Here is a 21180-nt window from a genome sequence, read left to right as displayed (position 1 = left end):
GAAAGGCTTTTTCTGTATGCTTTATCTTTTATTCTCTGTTCTTAAGCATGATCCATCCGGACCAGTTCATCTGAACTTTAGACTTAGGATATTCGAAATTAAATTTGTACCAATATGTAGCAGTAGAGAGCTTTTTCCCTCCTACGGTTCCGTCCCATACCGGTTTTTCTTTTGAGAACCTGAACATTTCCACTCCGTATCTGTCAAAGACTGATCCTGTGAAGTTTTTGAATCCAATAAGTTCTTTAAGATCCAGCACATCATTCACTCCATCGTCATTAGGGGTAATGATATTATTGATCTGCAGGGTATAGAAATCAAATGCTCCTACACAATGTGTTCCTACTCTTCTCACCTGTACCGTATAATTCGTGTTATCTAAAAGGTTGGTGAAAATATTGGAATCCTGCCATGTGATTCCATTGTTGATAGAATACTCCAAGGTGCTTGGTGTATTGTTCATAGAAGGGTTTTCTGCGATAATAGTGACTGTCTTTTTAGCACTTTCATAATTTATGGCGGTTACAAACGGAGTGGCTGCTCCACCTACTTTCGCAGTGAAAATCTTTTTACAGAATCCGTTATCTACTTCTACCGTATAAACACCCCAGCTGTCTACCGTAATAGTTTGTGTGGATGCTCCCGTACTCCATAAATACTTATAATTAGGTCCTGCACCGGCATCCAGAACTACACGGTCTCCCAGACACATTTCCACATCTTTCAGAGGAGAAGTGATTTCCGGTGTAACCTCAACTCTTATGGTAGCAGGGTTCAATGAACGGCATCCTTTTGCTCCCACTGCATACACGGTGAATGTGGTAGTCTGATGCAATGTTACCGTCTGTGTATTGCCTGTGCCCGGGAAGTTTACCCATTGATAGGTTACTCCTCCTTCAGCAGTCAGCGTCACAGATTCTCCGGGACATACTTTTATTCTGGAAGATTTCACACCCGCTATTGGTGTAGTTTCCTTAAGTAATTTTAATTCGATAAGCTTGCTACAGAAGCCTCCGTTTGACACCACGGTGTAAAGGATCTGGCCGTCTGTACCATTATAATTTAAAATATTCTGAATATTGTTCGTATTCTGAGCAATTGCATCTGCCTGGTTGGCATAGAATTTAAATACAGCTCCGGGTGTTGGGCTGATGGATGGCATCGCATTCGTAAGGTCAAAAGTGGTGATGTCCGGAGTAGCACAAAGCAGTAATGTTGCATCCTGTGCCTGCGGAGTCGTTCCTCCATGGATTTCTATACTTGCTTTCCCTGGACAAGGATTTCCGGGAACACTTACTTCAATGGTGTAGATTCCCGGCTGTACGGCTGTCACAGTGTTTGTGGTAGCACCCGGGATGGCAACTCCATTCAGGAACCATTTGTATAATAAGTTAGGATCGCTTACTGAAGCTGTGATTACCTGTGGTACATTATCACAGACATTGATATCTGAAGGTAAAGTCGCACCGCTTGGATCTAATAGTTCTACACCGATATTAAATGATCCTCCTTCCAGAAATACAGCAGAGTCATAAATGTGATCCGGGAAAGTATAAGGGGTATAATCTGCAATCACCATCTTAAAGTGATATTCCTGACCTGCCACTACAGTAGCGGTAGCCGTCAGAGGAACTGTTCTTCCTTCAAAATTGGTTTCAATATTGGTGGTATTGTATCCTCCAAAATACTGCTCATTAACCGCTGCGCATCCACCTGGTATTGCCGGGTGAATATTGGTAACACTTACAGGTCCTGCACCACCGGGAAGTATGGCCATATTTTGATACGGTCCTCCTGCCGTAGGTCTAAGCAGAATCGCAAAAGCATCGGCATAATCACAAGGGAATCCTCCGTAGTATTCTTCAGAGGCTAAGATATAATTAAATTTAATCTGAGAAGTTGTAGGGACAAAATCAAATTCCAGAAGAACGGCATCTGCAAGTGTTCCGGTACCTCCGATCACCTGAGCAAGATCTGAGTCTGTTCCGCCTCCGTTATCATCTCCTAAGTTTCCTTCAGGACCATTTCCTGTTCTTCTGGCTTTCCCGGTAGACAACACAATCCCATCTTTAAAAGGGAAATTGGTTGTTCCTTTATGGAAATAACCCCATGATCTGTCAGCATTGCTTACTGCATGGTTAGGTGTTATTTTCACATTGGTTACACTGGGTGTCACACAGGTGTTTGTTCCCGAAGATATCAGAACATCTTTTACCAGCTGTGTAATGGAATATGAGGATTCCGGATATGGAGGAACATTAACGTCAATAAAAGCTCCAGCCTTATTTGCTGTGGGAATATTTTCTTTGTGGGGAACTCTGGGCTTGCCAGTTTGTGAATATAAAAGAGTCGAGGTGACTAAAAAAAATAAAAAAAACAGGAGATTTCTTCGCATAATACTTTTGTTTCAACAAATTTAATTTATTTTCAAATATACCGCGTATTTTTTACTTTTTTTTTAACATAAAAAAAGCAAACCTCCCAAATGTGGAAGGTTTGCTTATTAGTTCCTATTTTTTAACAATATCCAACCTGAACGCTGTTCAAGTTTTTTACTGGCTGGATTTTCCCATTGTACTTTGTACCAGTAGGTGCCTGTGGCGAGGTTCAGGCCTTTTAAAGTCCCCCTCCAGACCGCATCGGTTTTGGTGGCCCTGAACAGTTCTGCTCCGTACCTGTCAAAAACGGACGCTGCAAAATTATTATAGCCGCTTATTCCCGTAAAGTTGATGGTATCATTAATACCGTCCATATTCGGTGTAATGGCATTGCTGATTACAAATGTGAAGTAATCCAGCGATGTATAGCATTTTGCATCTTTTTCTCTTACTCTCAGATGATAATTTGTATTATCCAGAACATTATTGAAAATATTGGACGTCTGCCAAACCACTCCCCCGTCTATTGAAAACTCTAAAACGGCTCCCGAAGGATTGCTGGCGGTAAGAGTAAGGACATTCTTTTCATATACCACATTCGTAAACTTAGGCAGTTCCGGATTCATCAGTTTTGCAGTGAAAACCTTAGAACATACCCCATTACTGATGGTCACACTATAGGTTCCCGGAAGATTGGTAGATATGGTCTGGGTAGTGGCTCCCGTACTCCATAAATATGTATAATTAACACCTGCTCCTGCGTCCAGTATTCCGGTATCTCCTACACAGACGTACACATCTTTTAATGTAGAAACAATGGCAGGCACTACCTCAATGGTCACCTTTGCAGGAAGTACAGAGCTACAGCCGTTACCTCCCAATGCAAAAACTGAGTATTCTGTAGTCACTGCCGGAGTAACCACCTGTGTGTTTCCGTTTCCTGGAAGTCCTACCCAGTTATAGGTAAATCCTCCGGTAGCGGTAAGGGTTACAGATTCTCCGGCACATATCTTTAATTTAGACGCAGAGACCCCGGCTGTTGGCGGACCAACAACAACAGTAACCGTTGCAGGAGTTGCAGAAATACATCCGTTGGCTCCTACTGCAAATACCGTATATACAGTGGTCAGCGTTGGAGAAACTACCTGAGTATTTCCATTTCCCGGAAGTCCTACCCAGTTATAAGTTACGCCTCCTGAAGCAGTCAGTGTTACCGATTCTCCTACGCATATTCTGGGTTGTGAAGATACTACTGTAGCTGTTGGCTGTGTTGTGTTTTGTGTTACTGTAACCGAAGCTGTATAAGTACAGGTTAAATTACCCGGTTGAGAAACATTCGTCACTGTAAGGGTATACACTCCACCTGCATTCACTACAGGATTTAGGGTATTTGCTCCTGATACAATATTTCCGCCTCCTGTTGTTGTCCAGGCAATAGTAGAGCCTGCAGGCACGACAGACGCCGAAGCATTGAGAGTCGTCTGTGGATTTGTACAGGTAATTTCCTGTGGTGCAGCGATTGTAAGTGTTGTTTCAGCCGTTCTCAATAATTGAAGTTCAACCACATAATGACATCCTCCGTTTTTCACTAAAACATAGATGGTTTGATTGGCCGGTGGTGCATATGTCGTAGGTGTTGCTATAAAATTGGCATTACCTGCCTGAGCATCAGCCTGCAGAACATAATAAGTAAATGTTACCCCACCTCCGGCAGCAGTGATCTGGCTTTGGGCAGTGGTAAGATCATAAGTAAGTCCCGGAGCGTAGCATTTATGTAGTATGGCATTCTGTACTGTGATCGGTTGGGAAACTTCAATGGTGATGGTAGCAGGGTTTTGAGACACACATCCATTAGCTCCTACAGCAGTTACTGTATAAGTAGTGGTAGCAGTAGGGGTTACTGTTTGTGTATTTCCAGTTCCCGGAAGCGTCGCCCAGTTATAAGTGGTCCCTCCGGATGCTGTTAAAGTAACAGATTCACCGTTACAGATTTGTATTTTACTTGCTGTAAGGCCTGTTACCGGCGGGGCACTGTCTCCTGTCACTGTCACGTTTGCAGTTCCAGTACATACCACACTACCCGGCTGGAAGGTGTTTGATATCGTTAATGTATAGGTTCCCGGAGCATTGATAACCGGAGTTAATGTATTTCCTCCTGAAACTATATTCCCTCCTGTAGTTGCCCAGCTGAAAACAGATCCTGCAGGATATACCGAAGCAGAAGCATCTAAAGTGGTCTGAGAACTGGCGCAGGTTAATACGGCCGCAGGCAAAATAGACGGGGCTATCTGAGCTGCCTTTACGAGCTGGAGTTCAGCTACTTTGGCACAGAAGCCGTTCTTGACTCTTACATATACCGTTTGTCCTCCCGGGCTTGAATAAGTGGCAGGACTTGGAATCGTACTTGCATTTCCGGCAAGTGCATCGGCCTGATTGATGTAATAATCAAACGTAGCACCGGGTGTTGTGCTTATGGAAGCCTGTGCTGAAGGCAAATTGAAAATTGCATTTCCGGCGGCATAGCAGGCTGTAAGCACTGCATTTTGTACAGTAGGAGACGTTCCTCCCACTACCGTTACAGTAGCCGTTCCCGGACAGCTGTTTCCCTGAATAAATACCTGTACACTGTATACTCCCGGCTGTGTGGCAGTATAGCTTGGTCCGGTTGCATTATTAATAGGGTTGTTATTTAAAAACCACTGATAGGTAACATTCGGAGCCTGTACAGAAGCTGTAAATGTCTGTGGTGCATTGTCACACATCGTGATGGTAGCAGGAAGCTGTACTCCAGCAGGATCCAGGATTTTCACCCCGATATCGAATGATCCCGCTTCAAGAAAAACACCTGAATCGAAATTGGAATCTGAATAATCCGCCAAAACCATTTTAAAATGATAGGTTTGACCGGGAACAACTGTTGCTTTTGCAATTAATGGCACAGTACGCCCGTCAAAATTGGTCTCAATCATAGGGTTATTATTGATCCCTGCAAAATACTGCTGATTGACAGGACCACAACCTGAAGTTCCGGGAACGGTCGGGTGAATATTGGTCACACTCACGGGGCCCGCTGAATTGGGAAGTACTGCAAGATTCGTATAGGTAGGATCTGTGGATTTCTTTAACAGTAAAGCAAATCCATCTGATATATTACAGGCAAACTGGTGGCTTGTATCGTATTCTTTGGAAGCAAATAAATATCTGAATGTAATCTCAGTAGAGGTAGGAACAAAATCAAATTCAATGTAGGTAGCATCTTTCAGTGAATTATTGTTTACATTCAATGCGGCAGCAAGATCTATATCTCCGGAAGAAGAAGGCAGAGCATCACTTAATGACGTTTCAAGGCTATTTCCTGCTCTTCTGGCAAACCCTGTAGTAAGGATAATTCCTTTCGCAAAAGGGAAAGCAGTAGTTCCTTTGTTAAAAAATCCCCAGCTGCGATTCGGATCATTGACTGATAAATTGGGAGAAACATTAACGTTGCTCACATTTGACGTAGAACAGGCTCCCCCGGATATCAACACGTCTTTCACCAGCTGTGTGATGCTGTAATTGGATTCCGGATAATTGGGTGTATTGACATCTATAAAAGCACCGGCTTTCATAGAAGCTGGGTTTACCTTTTTTGGAGTTACTGTTGTTCTGTCTCTGTTTTGAGCAAAAACAGAAATTCCCAAGAGTACAAAAAATAACGCCAAAAATAAACTTCCAATCCTCCTATTTAACATTTTATAGTATTTGAAACAAAAATACTATTTTTTTTGATTGAAATTCAATTTAGCACAATTTACATTATCACTAATACAAGTTTATTTATTTTACAATATAAACTTGCTTTATTTGAAAATAATAAAAAAGACTGGCAAAAATACCAGTCTTTGTAAATATTGTATAAAAAAATTATTCCAGATTTTTAAGAAGGATCCATCCTGTTTTCACTGCCAGCTCTTTACTGGCAGGATCCTCATAGGTCACCTGATACCAATAAGATGAAGTAGGCAGACGTTTTCCCTGGAAATAACCATCCCAGTACGGTCGGGTTTTCACAGCCTTAAACACCTCTCTTCCATAGCGGTCGAAAACAAGACCTTTAAAGTCTTTATACCCACTCACTCCGCTGAAATCGATGATATCGTTTACTTTATCACCGTTTGGCGTGATCACATTCTTTATTACAAATGTAAAATATTCAAGGAATCCTACGCAGCTGGTATTTTTCACTTTGACACGGATAGAGATCACCTTATTTTTAGGAACATTGGAGAACACATTGGAAGACTGCCATGTGAAACCATTATCTACAGAATACTCAAGTGTTCCGTTACTAGGGTTACTTGCGGTAAGAACCATGGTTCCGTTCACGTTATAATCCACTTTTATGATTTGAGGAACAATAGCGCGTATCACCTGGGTTTTAAATTCTTTGAAACACACTCCATTGCTGATCTTTACGGTATATTCTCCCGGAGTTCCCACCGTAATAGCCTGAGTGGTTTCACCGGTATTCCATTCATAAGTATATCCCGGTCCTGATCCGGCGTCTAAAAGAATCATATCGCCTTCACAGATGTGCCCTCCTTTCAGAGAAGATACAATAGCCGGTACAACATCAATCGTAATAGTAGCTGGCTGTAGAGATCTGCATCCCTGTGCGCCAATAGCATATACTGTATAAGTTGTCGTTTGGGTTGGGCTTACAGTTCTTACTCCGCCATTCGTTGACGTATCACCCCACTGATAAGTTACTCCGCCGGAAGCGGTTAAGATCAGAGATTCACCGGCACAGATTCTCATTCTTGGAGCAGTCACCTGAGCAACCGGAGTTTCTTCTCTTCTTAATGTCAGGGTAACAATTTTGCTACAGAAAGCTCCATTGGAAACCAACACATAAATAACCTGATTGTCTGTACCGTTATAAGCTGTGGTATTGGTAATGAAACTGTTATTTTGTGCCTGTGCATCAGCCTGATTAGCATAAAAACGGAATACAGCTCCAGCTGTTGTACTGATCTGCGGTTTAGCACTGTCCAGATTAAAAGTACTTAAAGTCGGAGTAGCACAAAGTTTGAGTGTTGCACTCTGAGCTGTTGGAGAAGTTCCTCCTATGATCGTGATGCTTGCTTTCTGACATTCCGTTCCTCCCACAAAAGTTTTCACTTCATATACTCCCGGAGAAGTGGCTATATATATTGCACTTGTTGCATTAGGAATCAGGACGCCGTTTTTGTACCATTTGTAAGTCATTCCCGGAACGGTTGTCACCTGTGCTTTTAAAACCTGTGGAGTATTGTCGCACATATTCAATGTTTCTCCCAGAGGGTTTCCGTTATTGTCAACAATGGTCATTCCGATATCAAAAGATCCTCCCTGTAAGAATACAGCAGAATCATAATTATTATCTATCGCATCCGCCAAAACCATTTTAAAATGATAAGTCTGGCCAGGAATAACGGTAGCAACCGCTTTAAGAGGTATCGTTCTTCCTATAAAATTAGTTTCTACATTCAGTGTGTTCAATCCAGCGAAATACTGTTCATTTTTAATGTCTGCAGGACCACACCCTACTCCTGCCGGAACGATATTCGTTACGCTCACAGGTCCGTCTCCGTTGGGAAGAATAGCCAGGTTTTCATAGGTAGGATCTCCTACTTTTTTAAGTAAAAGTGCAAAACCGTCTGCGAAGTCACCACAAGGAAACCCGCTGGTGTATTCTTCTGAGGCAAACAAATAATTAAATTTCACCTGATTGCTATTCGGCACAAAGTCAAATTCCAGGGAAACTACATCTTTAAGATTACCCGGTGGATTAATGGCTGCTACCAGATCGGGATCATTCATTCCGGCACCCGGAACGACATCGCTTAATGAATTCGGTCCTTCCAATCCGTTTCCTGCTCTTCTTGCTTTTCCTGTCACCAAAAGAACTCCATCAGTAAAAGGGAAATTGGTCGTTCCTTTATTGAAATATCCCCAGGCTCTCTCCGTATCTGTTGAGAGCTGATTGGGAGTTATGGTTACATTGCTCACATTGGGAGCCGCACAGACCGATCCTCCGGAAATCAGCACTTTTTTTACAATATCTTCTATTGTGTAGACTGAAGGTGGATAAGTGGGTACATTGACATCTATGAATACACCTGCTTTCTTACTTTCTGCAGTAAACTTTTCAGGTTTTGGTTTTCTATCTGCCCTTTGGGAAAATACCAAAACAGAAGTGAGTAGAAACAGTGTAACTAAAAAGTAATTATTCAATCTATAACTTAACATTTTATTATTGTTTGTTCAAATGTAGCAAAAATATCATTAAAACCACTCTCTTTTAGCACAAACAAATAATTCACCACCAATATTCACAACAAATATATTTTATAATTACATATTCGATAAAATCAGTAGGATTTACTTTTTAGTTTAAAAATGAAAGAAAAAAAATCAGACATGTAAAATCTACCTGTCTGATTTTCTATCTATTAAGACAATCATTAGAAACTGTCTTTGAATTTAATAATCGTAAATTTTATTTCTTCAACTCCTCAATTTCATTCTTAAGCTGGCTGATGATATCTTTTAAAGCTTTGATTTCATTTTTGTTGGAATTCACATTGCTTTTAAGAATCACATTTTTTGCTCTTTCATTGTGGTCTTCGTCATCTTCGTCCTCATTAATCTCTTCAATATCTTCCTGAATATCCTCAATGTCTTCATTGATCTCCTCGATATCTTCACTGATCTCTTCAATGTCTTCGCTGATCTCCTCAATATCTTCCTGAATGTCTTCAATATCTTCGCTGATTTCCTCGATATCTTCCTGGATATCTTCAATTTTCTCGTGACTTTTATTCACCGACATCTGAATGAAAATAGCCAGATAAATAGCTTCCAGAGATACAACTGTTGTAAGAATCAAAAGCATTTTATCGAACTCAACCAGATTGAGCATCGGCAATAGAAATGACGTAATAAAAAATAAGGTATGAACGATAAGTGACGGAATAGAACCTACCCACCAAGTAATACCGTTGGCTATTTTCTCTAAGATTTCTGTTTTTTCTTCTTCTTTTTTCATCCTTTTAGTGTTATAAGAGTTCTTTGGTCACTCCCAGTCCAAACAGAGCAAAATCATATTTGGCGGGATCTTTCTCATCAAATTGTCTGATAGCAATATCCAATTCTTCCACCGTTTTCCAGTCATTCTGTGTTCTGGAAACCAAACCGAGCTTTCTCGACATATTTCCCGTATGAACATCCAGAGGAATCGACAGGTGTTTCTGGTCTATATTTTTCCAAATCCCGAAATCTACGCCATGTTTATCTTTTCTTACCATCCAGCGCAGAAACATAATGATCCTTTTGGAGGAAGAATTTTTATATGGCGAGCTGACATGTTTATGGCTTCTGTGCTTCTCCGTTTCCAGAAAACTGTTTCTGAACCTTTCAATGGCATGAAGAAAATTGGTTTCCTGATCTTTTACTAAAAATAAGTTCTCGAGGCTTTCATTTTCTTTATAGATCTTATTGAACTGCCTGATGAAGTAAGCAAAATCCTGGCCGTTAAAAGTTCTGTGTATACTTTTGTCCTGAAGGGCTTCCAGATCTTTTTCGGAATGATTCAACACAAAATCATAAGGAGAATTTCCCATGATATCCAGCATTTTCTCTGCAGATTTCACAATCGATTTCCGGTTTCCCCAGGAAATAGTGGCCGCCAGAAACCCTGCAATTTCTACGTCCTGTTGTAAGGAAAAACGGTGTGGAATCTGTATCGGGTCATCTTCTATAAAATCGGGACTGTTGTACTGGTCTGCCTTTTCGTTCAAAAAGCTTTTTAATTCTTCAAAATTAAGCATACAGGTTTTAAATTTTTACACTTTCCAGGGCTTTTGGAAGGAAGGTATTGGGAAAAACAGTTCTGGCTTCATCGGTAAATACCGTAAGGTCTCCGTATCGGTTTGAAAAATGCCCCAGAATAAGTTTCCCCACTTCAGCTTTCTGAGCAATTGTTGCCGCTTCCAGAGCCGTTGAATGTCCTGTATAATCCGCCATTTCTTTCAGATCATGAAGAAAAGTGGACTCATGGTACAAAACGGTTACATTCTTAATGATTGGAAGCACTGTTTCAAGATAACGGGTATCGCTGCAGAACGCATAGGAAACCGGAGGGGCCGGATCCAGAGTCAGTATTTCATTTTTAAGAACGTACCCATCACTCAGTACAACGTCTTTTCCTGCTTTTATATTATGATAATCGCAGCTTGCAATTTCGCTGTATTTAGCGATTTCCTTCATGTTGAGGTGTCTGTCTTTCGGTTTTTCTTTAAAAAGATAACCGTTACAGTATATTCTGTGGTCCAAAGGAATGGTATATACTTCTACCCTGCTGTCTTCATAGATCTTTTCGGAATAATCTTTATCCAGCTCGTGATAGATGACATCAAAACCGCGGTGCGTTTCCGTAATCGTAAAGATGGTTTCCAGCATTTTTTTTATTCCTTTCGGACCGTAAATATGAATAGGAATATCCCTTCCAAGCAGACGGAAAGACGCAATAAGCCCCGGCAACCCGAAACAATGGTCGCCGTGCAGGTGTGAAATAAAGATATGATTGATCTTTGAAAATCTTGCTTTTGCTTTTCTCAACTGTACCTGTGTTCCCTCTCCACAATCGATCAGGAAGTGTCTTTCTTCTATTTCCAGCAGCTGGGCTGTAGGCGAAGAATTAATGGTCGGAATAGCTGAGTTAAAACCCAGTATCGTTAAATAAGTACTCAAATCAATAGTTTATTGAAACAAATGTACGACAGAAAATCTAAACATAGGTTTAGAATTAATCTTTTACTTTTAAGAAGTCCAGGAACAGGTCTAATGCCTGTTTACGGTGGCTGATTCTGTTTTTATCTTCCGGATTCATTTCTGCAAAAGTCATCTCATATCCTTCAGGAGCGAAGATAGGATCATATCCGAATCCTTTATGGCCTTTATTTTCTGTCAGTAAATTCCCATGGGCTTTCCCTTCAAAATAGCGGGCTCCGTTTTCATCATAATAACACAAAACGGTGATGAAATAAGCCTTTCTGTTTTCTTCACCTTCCAATTCGCTTAAAACCTTTTCCATGTTTTTAGCAAAATCATGGTCTCCTGCATAACGGGCAGAAAAAATTCCGGGTCTGCCATCCAAACCTTCCACGACAAGTCCGCTGTCGTCTCCTAGACTGGGAATTCCCGTTTTCTCAAAACAGTATTTCGCTTTGATCAGGGCATTGGCGTTAAAAGAATCGCCGTCTTCTACGATCTCTTCGTGAATATTATAATCTGTAAGGCTTTTTACTGTAAAATCATTTCCCAGAATCTGCTGGATCTCTTCTTTTTTGTGTACGTTGTGCGTAGCAACCAATAATTCCATATCTATATTCATTTTTGCTCAATTCGTTTGTCCGTATTTTGTTACGGCTTATTTACTCCTGTTATTCTTAAATTTCAGCGTAATGCACTTTATTCTTTTTCATAAAAAGGTAGTAGAATAAAGAAAAAAGAACAATTCCAACGGCTAAAATAACCCATTCGGAAATTTTTAAAGCATCTGCAAAACTTTCGCTTTTCGTGTAAGTCACCAGCATTGAAGAACACAGGTTGTTAAATCCGTGCAGCAACATGGGCAGCAACAGGGATTTTGTTTTATAATAGACTAATCCTAACACACCTCCCAGCAATACCGCACCTACAAACTGCCATGGATTTCCATGGATCAGTCCGAAGATTACGGATGCATAAAAGATCGCTCTTTTAGGATCTACTCCTTTATTCATTAATCCTTTCTGGATAATTCCCCTGAAAATAATTTCCTCAAAAATCGGAGCCATAATCACAGTCATGATGATCATAATCACGGGTTCAAAGGTCAGTTGCTCCATCAGCTGGGCAAAATATTCATAATACTTTCCCCAAAACGGTCCCGTGACAGGAATCAGTGAAGTGATAAATTCTGAGATAAACATCATCCCAAGCATCATAGGGAATATCAGGATGTAGGTATAAAAATTCGTGGGTGAAAAGTTGAAATTCAGTTTTTTTCCTGTGCTTGGCCTCACAATGAAAAAATCAAAGAAAGCAATCGCCGTCAAAAATCCAACAGCATTCGTCAGCATTAAAAACCAGTCTTTCAGTTCAAGGTTTTCTCTGAAGGCAATTTTCCAGAAACTTCCAAAAAAGGTAACAGCCATTGTTCCTATGAATAATCCTGCCACCAGGACAAGCCCACCGATCCATGTGAACGTAAACTTCGGATAACTGCTATTTTCCATGCTTTTCTCTGTAAAAAATTTATGAAAACAAAGATAATTTTTTTGAAAGCCCTAAGCAACTAAAAAAGGAAATACTTATTTTCGCCTATTCATCACAATCACAGCCAGAATGAACTCAGAAAAGTCTTTCCAAAGTTTAGAATCTAAAATCAACATATTTCCGACATTCATACTTCAGACACTTCTTTATGGCGTATTGCTTTTCGGTTGTGGTTTTCTCATCCTTCTTCCCGCGTACGGAATTTACAAAAGAGGTATTGAGGTGATGCTTATTCCGGCATTAATCTGTTTCCCTATAGGATTTGGCATTTTAATTCCTTCAGTAAAGCATTATATCATCAAAAGAAATCTTACAGCAAGTAAAATTATCATTAATGAAACCGGAATTCTTTATTGTAATTCAAAAAATGAAACTGTAAAAACAATACTGTATGCCGATCTTGTTGCTTCCGGAAAAGAATTTGACATCTCATCACACAATACCAGGAATAGCGGGATTATACCGTTGCTCGAGGTTTTTACCAAATCTGAAAAAGGAGCTTCAAATTCTTTATATGTTGAAATGACTCTTCCACTCCATGTCGTCAAAGACCGCTATACACTATACGCTCGTTTTCTGCAGGGAATCAGTATTTTTCGACCGGACCTGACAATTGCTCCTCAGGTTTTTCATAGCTATTTCATTGATCCGGAAACATGGAAAATAGATCGGAAAAGTGAGGGACTTATCCTTCTGTTCGTTATATTAGCAGCTTTTTTAATCTGTGGACTTATCCTTTGGCTGGTATTTTATTTTACGTAAAAAAAGAATTTAGACTAATGTTCAACTTTAAGCCTTAACTAAGCATTCATACCTTAAAACTCTCCCCCTCGCAACCTATAAAGCCCCTATTCAACCTTACCAACCATTTATTCGCCTAAATTATTTGAAAACCTCGCAAAAAATCCCGATTTTTGCAACTTCAAAATACACTATGTCAGACTTAATCAAAGAAATACAAAAAAGAAAGACTTTCGGGATCATTTCCCACCCGGATGCCGGAAAAACAACCCTTACTGAAAAATTACTTCTTTTCGGGGGGGCTATTCAGGAAGCCGGTGCGGTAAAGTCCAACAAAATAAAAAAAGGAGCTACCTCCGACTTTATGGAAATCGAAAGACAGAGAGGGATCTCTGTAGCGACTTCCGTATTGGCATTTGAATATAAAGACCATAAAATAAACATCCTGGATACACCGGGTCACAAGGATTTCGCTGAAGATACCTACAGAACTTTAACTGCCGTAGATTCCGTAATCGTTGTGATCGACGTTGCAAAAGGGGTTGAGGAACAGACTGAAAAATTGGTGAAGGTCTGCAGAATGAGAAACATCCCGATGCTTGTTTTTATTAATAAGCTTGACCGTGAAGGTAAGGACGCTTTTGATCTTTTGGATGAAGTAGAGCAGAAATTAGGATTAAGAGTCGTTCCGTTATCTATTCCGATCGGGATGGGAAGTGACTTCCAGGGAATTTATAACATCTGGGAAAACAATATTCAGTTATTCCTTGAAGAGAAAAAACAGAAAGTAGGTGAAACGATTAAGTTTGACGATATCAATGATCCTTCAATTGACGAAGTGATTGGAGAAAAAGCGGCTCAAAACTTAAGAGATGAATTGGAGCTTGTACAGTCTGTGTATCCTGAATTCAGCCGTGAGGATTATATGGCGGGTGATCTTCAGCCTGTATTCTTTGGTTCTGCTTTGAATAACTTCGGGGTACGTGAGCTACTGGATGCTTTCATTGAAATCGCACCGATGCCTCAGCCTAAAGAAAGTGACACACGTCTTGTGAAGCCTGAAGAAAGTACTTTTACAGGATTCGTTTTCAAGATCCATGCGAATATGGATCCGAAGCACAGAGACCGTCTGGCCTTTGTGAAAATTGTTTCGGGAACATTCAAAAGAAATGAAAATTATCTACTGGTTAGAGAAGGCAAAAAAATGAAGTTCTCTTCCCCGAACGCATTCTTCGCTGATAAGAAAGAGGTTGTAGACGAAAGTTTCCCTGGAGATATTGTAGGTCTTCACGATACCGGAAGTTTCAGAATCGGTGATACGCTGACAGGAGGTGAAAAACTGAGCTTCAAAGGAGTTCCAAGCTTCTCTCCGGAACATTTCCGTTATATCAACAACAATGATCCGCTTAAAGCTAAACAACTGGCCAAAGGTATTGATCAGCTGATGGATGAAGGGGTTGCCCAGTTATTTACCCTTGAAATGAACAACAGAAAGATCATTGGAACGGTAGGTGCCCTTCAGTATGAAGTTATCCAGTACCGTCTTGAGCATGAATATGGTGCAAAATGTACCTACGAACCTCTTTCCATGCACAAAGCATGTTGGGTGGAAGCTGATGAGAAATCTGAGGAATTTAAAGAGTTTGCAAGACTGAAGCAGCGTTTCCTTGCAAGAGATAAATATGATCAGCTGGTATTCCTGGCAGATTCTTCATTTACAATACATATGACACAGGAGAAATTCCCGAATGTGAAACTGCATTTCATCAGTGAGTTTAATAATGAGTAATATTAAATCCCATAAAAAACAAAAAACCGTTCCTATGAACGGTTTTTTTATTGAATTTATTGGAATAATTTACTTCGGTACCATCATTAATTTCTTAACAATTTTTTCTCCATCTACCTTAACATGAATCATATAGGATTCGGTAGGTAAATGTTTTAAGTTAATCTGTTCCAGATCGTTGTCAAATATATATTTAGTCTTTTTAGGAACAACCAGTTTTCCATCCATTGAAAATATTTCGTAAGAAATAACATAAGGACGTAAAGGAACCTGTCTAGGGAAATCTGCTTTAATATAAACATAACCATCGTTGGAAGGTACAGGATATATCATCAGCCCCTGGTAAATTCTTGTAGGGGTTATTACTGGATTCCCCGGATTTGGACCTGGATCTACTATCACGGCTGAATTAATTGTAAAATTTTGTGAATTAACATTTAAAAATACATTATCCACAGCTTTCACCATAATTCTGGCATTGTTCGAAATCGTTCCCAGACCAGCCGGAACGGTATAATTATAAGTACCACTGTTAGGAGTACTTGCTACCAAAACCGTTGGGAAAGTAAGACCACCGTCTTTTGACAACAGGATTGTTACATTAGGTGTACTTACAGGCGCAGCTGTCGTATTGGCAACATCCCATGTAATGGCGTATGACTGCCCCTGAGTCCAAACAACTCCTGCAGTGTTTTGTGAAGTAACCACGAAAGGTCCCGCAGCATTTACAACGGTAAGTTTCACATTATCACGTCCTGTCTGTCCTCCAAGAGGATTATTATCTCTTACAAGAACTGAAAAATTAAGATCTCTTCCTGTGGAGGCAAGCTTCTCCCATGCTCTCACATCTGTAGGAGTTACAATGGCAGGGTTATAGCCTGAAACAATGGTTGAAAGTCTCGGAAAGTATCTTGAAGGTGATGACGTAGGCATTACAGACCTGAAAAGAGGTCCCACTGCATTGGTCGGTTGAGGCGGTTGAGCCGCAACCCCAAAATCAGTTTGTTCCCAGGTATAGGTAAGCGCGTCATTATCTGCATCTGTAGCAGTTGCTGTTAACAAAAACGGTGTACTCTTCGGTATGCTTCTGTCTAAGCCGGCATTGGCAATAGGCTCTGCATTGGCAATAGGCGTTTTAACACCGCAGTTGGAAGTTGTCCCTGAAGTTAACCTGGTATACATTTCTGCAATACTTACTGCATGAAAATAAGCGTCACTATGCGGTTGTACATTGGGAGCACAAATACCTGCATATCCCATAATAGAGCTGGCACTTCCCGGCTCTATGGATGTAGGGGTATTTCTGTTACAGCCATTGTTCTGCGTATGGTTGGCACCAAACTGATGCCCCATTTCATGGGCTACATAATCTATTACAAAAGGATCTCCTACCGGAATTGCAGAACCTGTAACTCCACCCGCCTTACTATTTCCGCAAATTGAAGGAGTAGCGGCTAAACCATTATCATTTCCTGCGTTTGCCTGAAAGAACAGGTGTCCGATATCGTAGTTGGCAGCACCAATAACAGTATTGGTAACCGTAATATTTTCATTTAACATCTGGCCGGCATCCAGGGTATTAAAAGTATCTGTACTGATAAAGAATAAAGAATCTGTATTGGGAATAAGCTGTAATCTTACGGAGATATCTTTTTCAAAAACTTCATTTAGTCTTGTTACAGCCAGGTTAACAGCTGCAAGAACTGCCGTTTTTTTCTGAGCATCAGTTCCAGAACCTACACCGGCTTGTCCTGCAATATAAGCAGTATATTCTGTTGTGGTTGTAATAGCCAGCCTGTACTTTCGAAGTAATCCGTCAATAACTGTTTTCTGAACATGTAGAGCTGATTCATTCAGTTCACTATTTCCATCAAAAAGACATTCAAACTGATTAGGAGATGAAGCTTTTTTTCTGTCATAAAGTTTATAAACGTTATTATCTTTTGTATAGGGATCGATATAATAAATTCCCTGATTATTTCTGATCATCCCGTTAAATCCAAAATAAGGATCTATGGTAAACTTTAAAACTGCTGACTGGTCACCTTTTTTGAAGCCAGTATAAGAACGGATCTCTGAATATCTGTTCTGAAGGTCGGGATGCATCGTTGATGATTCGAAAACCTCATAGGTATCGAAACCTCCTTCAAGGTTTGGAAAATTCAAGAGTACTCCTTTTCGGGACAAATGCAGGTCACTGTCCGGCAAATTTTTAAGTTGATTTTGAATCTCACTGACATTAAGTTTAAACAAAGTGAAATCAGTAATCTTTACATTACTTTCACGAATTTCACTGTTGATTTTCGAGTCAGATTTTTTCCAATAATTTTTTTGAGCAAACCCCACTGCTGAAAACATGAGTAAGGTTCCCAAAACCAGTAATTTTTTTCTCATCTATTTATTTTTTTTTAATTTAAATTAAGAGGTTATTAGCTTAACACTTGAAGGAATTTTCCCTTCTATTTTAAGAATCAGTATGGGATTCTTTTCTTTGTTCAATTGATATTCTTCGTTATTAATTTCTTTGTAATAAACATGTAAAACAGATTTCACTTCTTCTATCTTCTCTATTTCAATATCTCCGTATGGCTGTGTTTTCAATTTGGGTTTCAGTACCAGCAGAAACTCATTTTCATCTAATGTAGGAATTGGTGCTGACCGGGAAAATCTCTTATCTTCCATTAAACGGTATAATTTCATGGTTTCCTCAAAAGATTGTACAATGGTGTACTCTTTTAATGGTATATCTTTATTCAGTCTTCGTACTTCTGAAAATATAATTTCAGTATTATTTCTACTCATGACTGATTCTGTTTTAACACTATTTTTTGAAGCAGAAACATTTGTACAGCCTAATCCTCCTCCGAATCCAAACAAAAGCAGTAAAAAGCTCAACAAAAATAATCTTTTCATTATTAAAATATTAAAACACAAATGTAAAAATTCAAAATGTAAATTATAAATATTTTTTAAAAAACTATCAAATAACTGTTAAATTAACCAAAAAACACAATAATGAATTATTAAAATCATATAAATACTTTAAAATAACTAATAATTTAAATAACAAAGCAAGACTGAAGCAGCGTTTCCCTGCAAAATATAAATATGAAAACTTGGCAACGGAATAATCTCCTCAACATTTAAAAAGCACACCATCCATGGAAATTTCCTATGGATTCTTTTATTTCTGCTTGAAAACACACACTATTTCATCGGCAAATCCCTTGTAAATCTTTTGTAAAATAAAAACAAAATACTGATAACAAGTTAATTACAACTTTACCAGGACAATACTTTCCATTTACAAAAGTTTGGCTCCGTTCACTGCTAATTTTACTTCATCAAAAAAAATAATGTTATGAAAAAGTTCATATTACTCGTGGCGATATCCAGCACTTTTATAATGTGTAAAAAGGCAGAAGGTACCCAATCCAAGATAGAAGATACATTACATGCAGCAGACAGTACAGCTGCGGCAGTGAGCGAAACCGTTAATTCTATGAGCAATGCTGCGGATAAAGCTCTCGATTCTGCGAGTATCAGAATAAAAGATTTTGAAGATGCGAAAGGTGAAATTCAGCAGAAAATAGAACATACTTCGAAAATGGTAGACTCTCTGTCTGATAAAATTACCTCTACCAAACTGGAATCGAAAATTGAGAAAAAAGATTCTGCAGAGAAAAAAACTGAAAAGATCGTTGTGAATGTTCCGGCCCCGAAAGTTATCAAAGAAACCAAAATCGTATACAAAGACCAGCTGAAAAACGACAGCTACGAGCTCAATGCGAAAAATAGAATGGTAAAAACCGGAGTGCTCTCTGTAAAGGCAGACAATGCTGATACCGTAAAAGAATTGGTAAGAGAAGAGACCCTGAGAAATAACGGGTACGTAAAAGGTGAAGAGCTTGCCTATATTACTGCAGAGCCTGTCAGAAGGGAATCTTCTTACACAGAAAATACGCAAAGGGTATATTATATGGATATTAAAGTGCCAATCCGAAATTTTGACACCTTAATGAATGACCTGAGCAACATTGGTGATATAGAAACCAAAAATATACAGGTTACCGGAAATAACTATGCAGACAATACCCTATGTACGATAACGGTAACCCTGAGCGACAAATCGGATATTGAAAAAGAACCTAAAACTTTCGGTGGGAAATCACTGGCAGCCATTTCATCCGGCTGGGGAGTCATCACATCTGCCTTTCTTTTCATTCTTCCCCTGTGGCCATTATTCGTTATCGGTGGAATAGGATACTATTTTTATAAGAAGAAAAACAAAAAAACAACCGACGACCATCCTCAATAAAACAGAATCCATCGAAAGATGGATTTTTTAATATTATTTTAATGAATACAAAAATTTAAAACCATTACTTCTTCCTATATTTATATTTATTAAGACAAGCATAATAATCCATGGATAAGACGCTTCCCCATTTTAAATATGAACTGGAAAAAAAGGAACCCAGATTAGGACCCGGTGGGATCGCGAGAGGTGTTTCCGTAAAGGAATTTGAAGCTTCACCAAATCTGGCAGGAGTGAGTATGCATCTGGATCCGGGAGCCATCCGCGAACTTCACTGGCATGCCAATGCTGCGGAATGGGGTTATGTACTGGAAGGACAAATGAGAACCACGGTGATTGATCCGGAGGGCCATGTTTCTGTTGATATTTTCAATCCGGGAGATGTCTGGTATTTTCCCAGGGGGTTTGGTCATGTTTTGCAGTGCATCAGTAATGAAAGCTGTCATTTCATTCTGATATTTGACAACGGGGATTTTTCCGAAGATCATACGTTCAGCATTACAGATTTTATTTCAAGTGTTCCTGCAGACATTGCGGCACAGAATCTTGGGATTACTGAAGAAGAGGTTAGAAAGCTATATCAGGGTGAAGCCTATTTCGCCCAATGTGAGCTTCCCGACATCCGATCGGGGCTTTCTACGGCAAGAGGTGAAATTTCATTGGTATCCACCCATCGCTATCCTCTCGGGGCCCAACAGCCGATTACGGTTCCGGGCGGAGGTTTGCAAAAAGTGGTTACCCAGAAAGAGTTCCCTATTGCAAAGACAATTACAGGTAGTATTTTCGAGATAGAACCCGGCGGCCTGAGAGAAATGCATTGGCATCCGAATGCAGATGAATGGCAGTATTATATTCAGGGGCGTGCAGAAATGGGTGTATTCCTGGCTGAAGAGCAGTTTGTAAAAGATGAGTTTGAAAAAGGCGACGTAGGCTATGTTCCGATGGGAGCCGGACACTACATCAAAAACATAGGATCTGAAAAACTGATTGTTCTGTTAGGATTTAATAACGGTCTTTACGAAGCGATTGACCTAAGCAGCTGGATCAGTGGAAATCCGAAGGATATTTTAAAAGGTAATTTTGGTGTAGGTGATGATATTGTTGATCAGTTTCCGAAGTCAGACCAGCTCATTATAAAACAGAAGATTAAAAGTGAATAATATCGCTTGAAAAAGCGCTTATATATTATTAAAGTAAGTGGTTTGTAAATGAAAGGCTCCCCAATGGGAGCCTTTCGCTATTTCATATTCACTACTTTGTCTACAACAAACTTTGTGTTTCCTCTCCAGGGAAGTGCTCCATTGTATTCTTTGTAATGAAGATCAAAAGTTTTACCGCTGTTGGTTTCCAACTGCTTAAAAATTTCAGGATCATCTACAGAAAATTCAAACTCGTAGCTTGTAATGGTTCCTGTTTTCCCTTTTCCAAAACCTTCCTGGATCAATTTTCCTTCATAGGTTTTGAAGACATAGCCTTTTTTCATGGCATAATTCAGGTAGCCGGATTTTACGCCCTCTCCAAAAACGAAAAAGTATTTGTACCATACAAAAACGCTTACCAGAATAAGGACTACGCCCAGACTGATCCACAAAGTTTTTTTCATAAGTAATGTG

General features: G+C 39.6%; 15 protein-coding genes. 4 read left to right on the top strand and 11 right to left on the bottom strand.

What is annotated here, in order from left to right:
• Positions 1-28: 28 nt before the first annotated feature.
• The 8 genes from BM143_RS09590 to BM143_RS09555 form a co-directional block, all read right to left on the bottom strand.
• The gene (locus tag BM143_RS09590) at positions 29-2395 is read right to left on the bottom strand and encodes a choice-of-anchor L domain-containing protein (protein ID WP_090024272.1); all 2367 of its coding nucleotides are present in this window, start codon (positions 2393-2395) and stop codon (positions 29-31) included.
• Between the two features lie 108 nt (positions 2396-2503).
• On the bottom strand, positions 2504-6109 hold the full coding sequence (locus BM143_RS09585) for a choice-of-anchor L domain-containing protein (RefSeq protein ID WP_090024271.1): 3606 nt from the start codon (positions 6107-6109) through the stop codon (positions 2504-2506).
• 172 nt (positions 6110-6281) lie between these two features.
• Positions 6282-8648, bottom strand: coding sequence for a choice-of-anchor L domain-containing protein (locus tag BM143_RS09580; protein WP_090024270.1), 2367 nt, complete (start codon positions 8646-8648; stop codon positions 6282-6284).
• 250 nt (positions 8649-8898) lie between these two features.
• The gene (locus BM143_RS09575; protein ID WP_090024269.1) at positions 8899-9447 is read right to left on the bottom strand and encodes a DUF1003 domain-containing protein; all 549 of its coding nucleotides are present in this window, start codon (positions 9445-9447) and stop codon (positions 8899-8901) included.
• Positions 9448-9457: 10 nt separating this feature from the next.
• Complete coding sequence (locus BM143_RS09570; protein ID WP_090024268.1) at positions 9458-10228, bottom strand: TIGR02757 family protein; 771 nt, start codon at positions 10226-10228, stop codon at positions 9458-9460.
• 7 nt (positions 10229-10235) lie between these two features.
• Positions 10236-11150 carry a ribonuclease Z gene (locus tag BM143_RS09565; protein ID WP_090024267.1) on the bottom strand — a complete coding sequence of 305 codons (915 nt, stop codon included), beginning with the start codon at positions 11148-11150 and terminating at the stop codon, positions 10236-10238.
• A 55-nt stretch (positions 11151-11205) separates the two neighbouring features.
• Entirely contained in the window at positions 11206-11781 is a 576-nt protein-coding gene (rdgB, locus tag BM143_RS09560; RefSeq protein WP_394332568.1) for an RdgB/HAM1 family non-canonical purine NTP pyrophosphatase, read from the bottom strand.
• Positions 11782-11848: 67 nt separating this feature from the next.
• Entirely contained in the window at positions 11849-12679 is an 831-nt protein-coding gene (locus BM143_RS09555) for a CPBP family intramembrane glutamic endopeptidase (protein WP_090024266.1), read from the bottom strand.
• 109 nt (positions 12680-12788) lie between these two features.
• Here BM143_RS09555 and BM143_RS09550 point away from each other — a divergent pair, with 109 nt between their 5' ends.
• Together BM143_RS09550 and BM143_RS09545 are read left to right on the top strand one after the other, a co-directional pair.
• Positions 12789-13481, top strand: coding sequence for a hypothetical protein (locus tag BM143_RS09550; protein WP_090024265.1), 693 nt, complete (start codon positions 12789-12791; stop codon positions 13479-13481).
• Between the two features lie 172 nt (positions 13482-13653).
• Entirely contained in the window at positions 13654-15249 is a 1596-nt protein-coding gene (locus BM143_RS09545) for a peptide chain release factor 3 (protein WP_072922889.1), read from the top strand.
• Positions 15250-15318: 69 nt separating this feature from the next.
• On the opposite strand, the gene BM143_RS09540 is transcribed toward BM143_RS09545, so the two are convergent.
• Both BM143_RS09540 and BM143_RS09535 read right to left on the bottom strand, forming a co-directional pair.
• Entirely contained in the window at positions 15319-17643 is a 2325-nt protein-coding gene (locus BM143_RS09540; RefSeq protein ID WP_090024264.1) for a reprolysin-like metallopeptidase, read from the bottom strand.
• A 24-nt stretch (positions 17644-17667) separates the two neighbouring features.
• The gene (locus tag BM143_RS09535) at positions 17668-18162 is read right to left on the bottom strand and encodes a hypothetical protein (protein ID WP_090024263.1); all 495 of its coding nucleotides are present in this window, start codon (positions 18160-18162) and stop codon (positions 17668-17670) included.
• A 448-nt stretch (positions 18163-18610) separates the two neighbouring features.
• Here BM143_RS09535 and BM143_RS09530 point away from each other — a divergent pair, with 448 nt between their 5' ends.
• Positions 18611-19567 carry a DUF4349 domain-containing protein gene (locus BM143_RS09530; protein WP_090024262.1) on the top strand — a complete coding sequence of 319 codons (957 nt, stop codon included), beginning with the start codon at positions 18611-18613 and terminating at the stop codon, positions 19565-19567.
• 110 nt (positions 19568-19677) lie between these two features.
• Positions 19678-20727, top strand: a complete 1050-nt coding sequence (locus BM143_RS09525) for a cupin domain-containing protein (protein WP_090024261.1) — start codon at positions 19678-19680, stop codon at positions 20725-20727.
• Between the two features lie 77 nt (positions 20728-20804).
• Here BM143_RS09525 and BM143_RS09520 read toward each other — a convergent pair whose 3' ends face one another.
• Positions 20805-21170 (bottom strand): hypothetical protein, encoded by a 366-nt coding sequence (locus BM143_RS09520; RefSeq protein ID WP_034726468.1) that lies wholly within the window; start codon positions 21168-21170, stop codon positions 20805-20807.
• Positions 21171-21180: the final 10 nt, after the last annotated feature.

The sequence above is a fragment of the Chryseobacterium oleae genome (genome assembly GCF_900115055.1).
Taxonomy (GTDB): Bacteria; Bacteroidota; Bacteroidia; order Flavobacteriales; family Weeksellaceae; genus Chryseobacterium; species Chryseobacterium oleae.
This window is presented reverse-complemented; position numbering and strand designations above follow the sequence as displayed.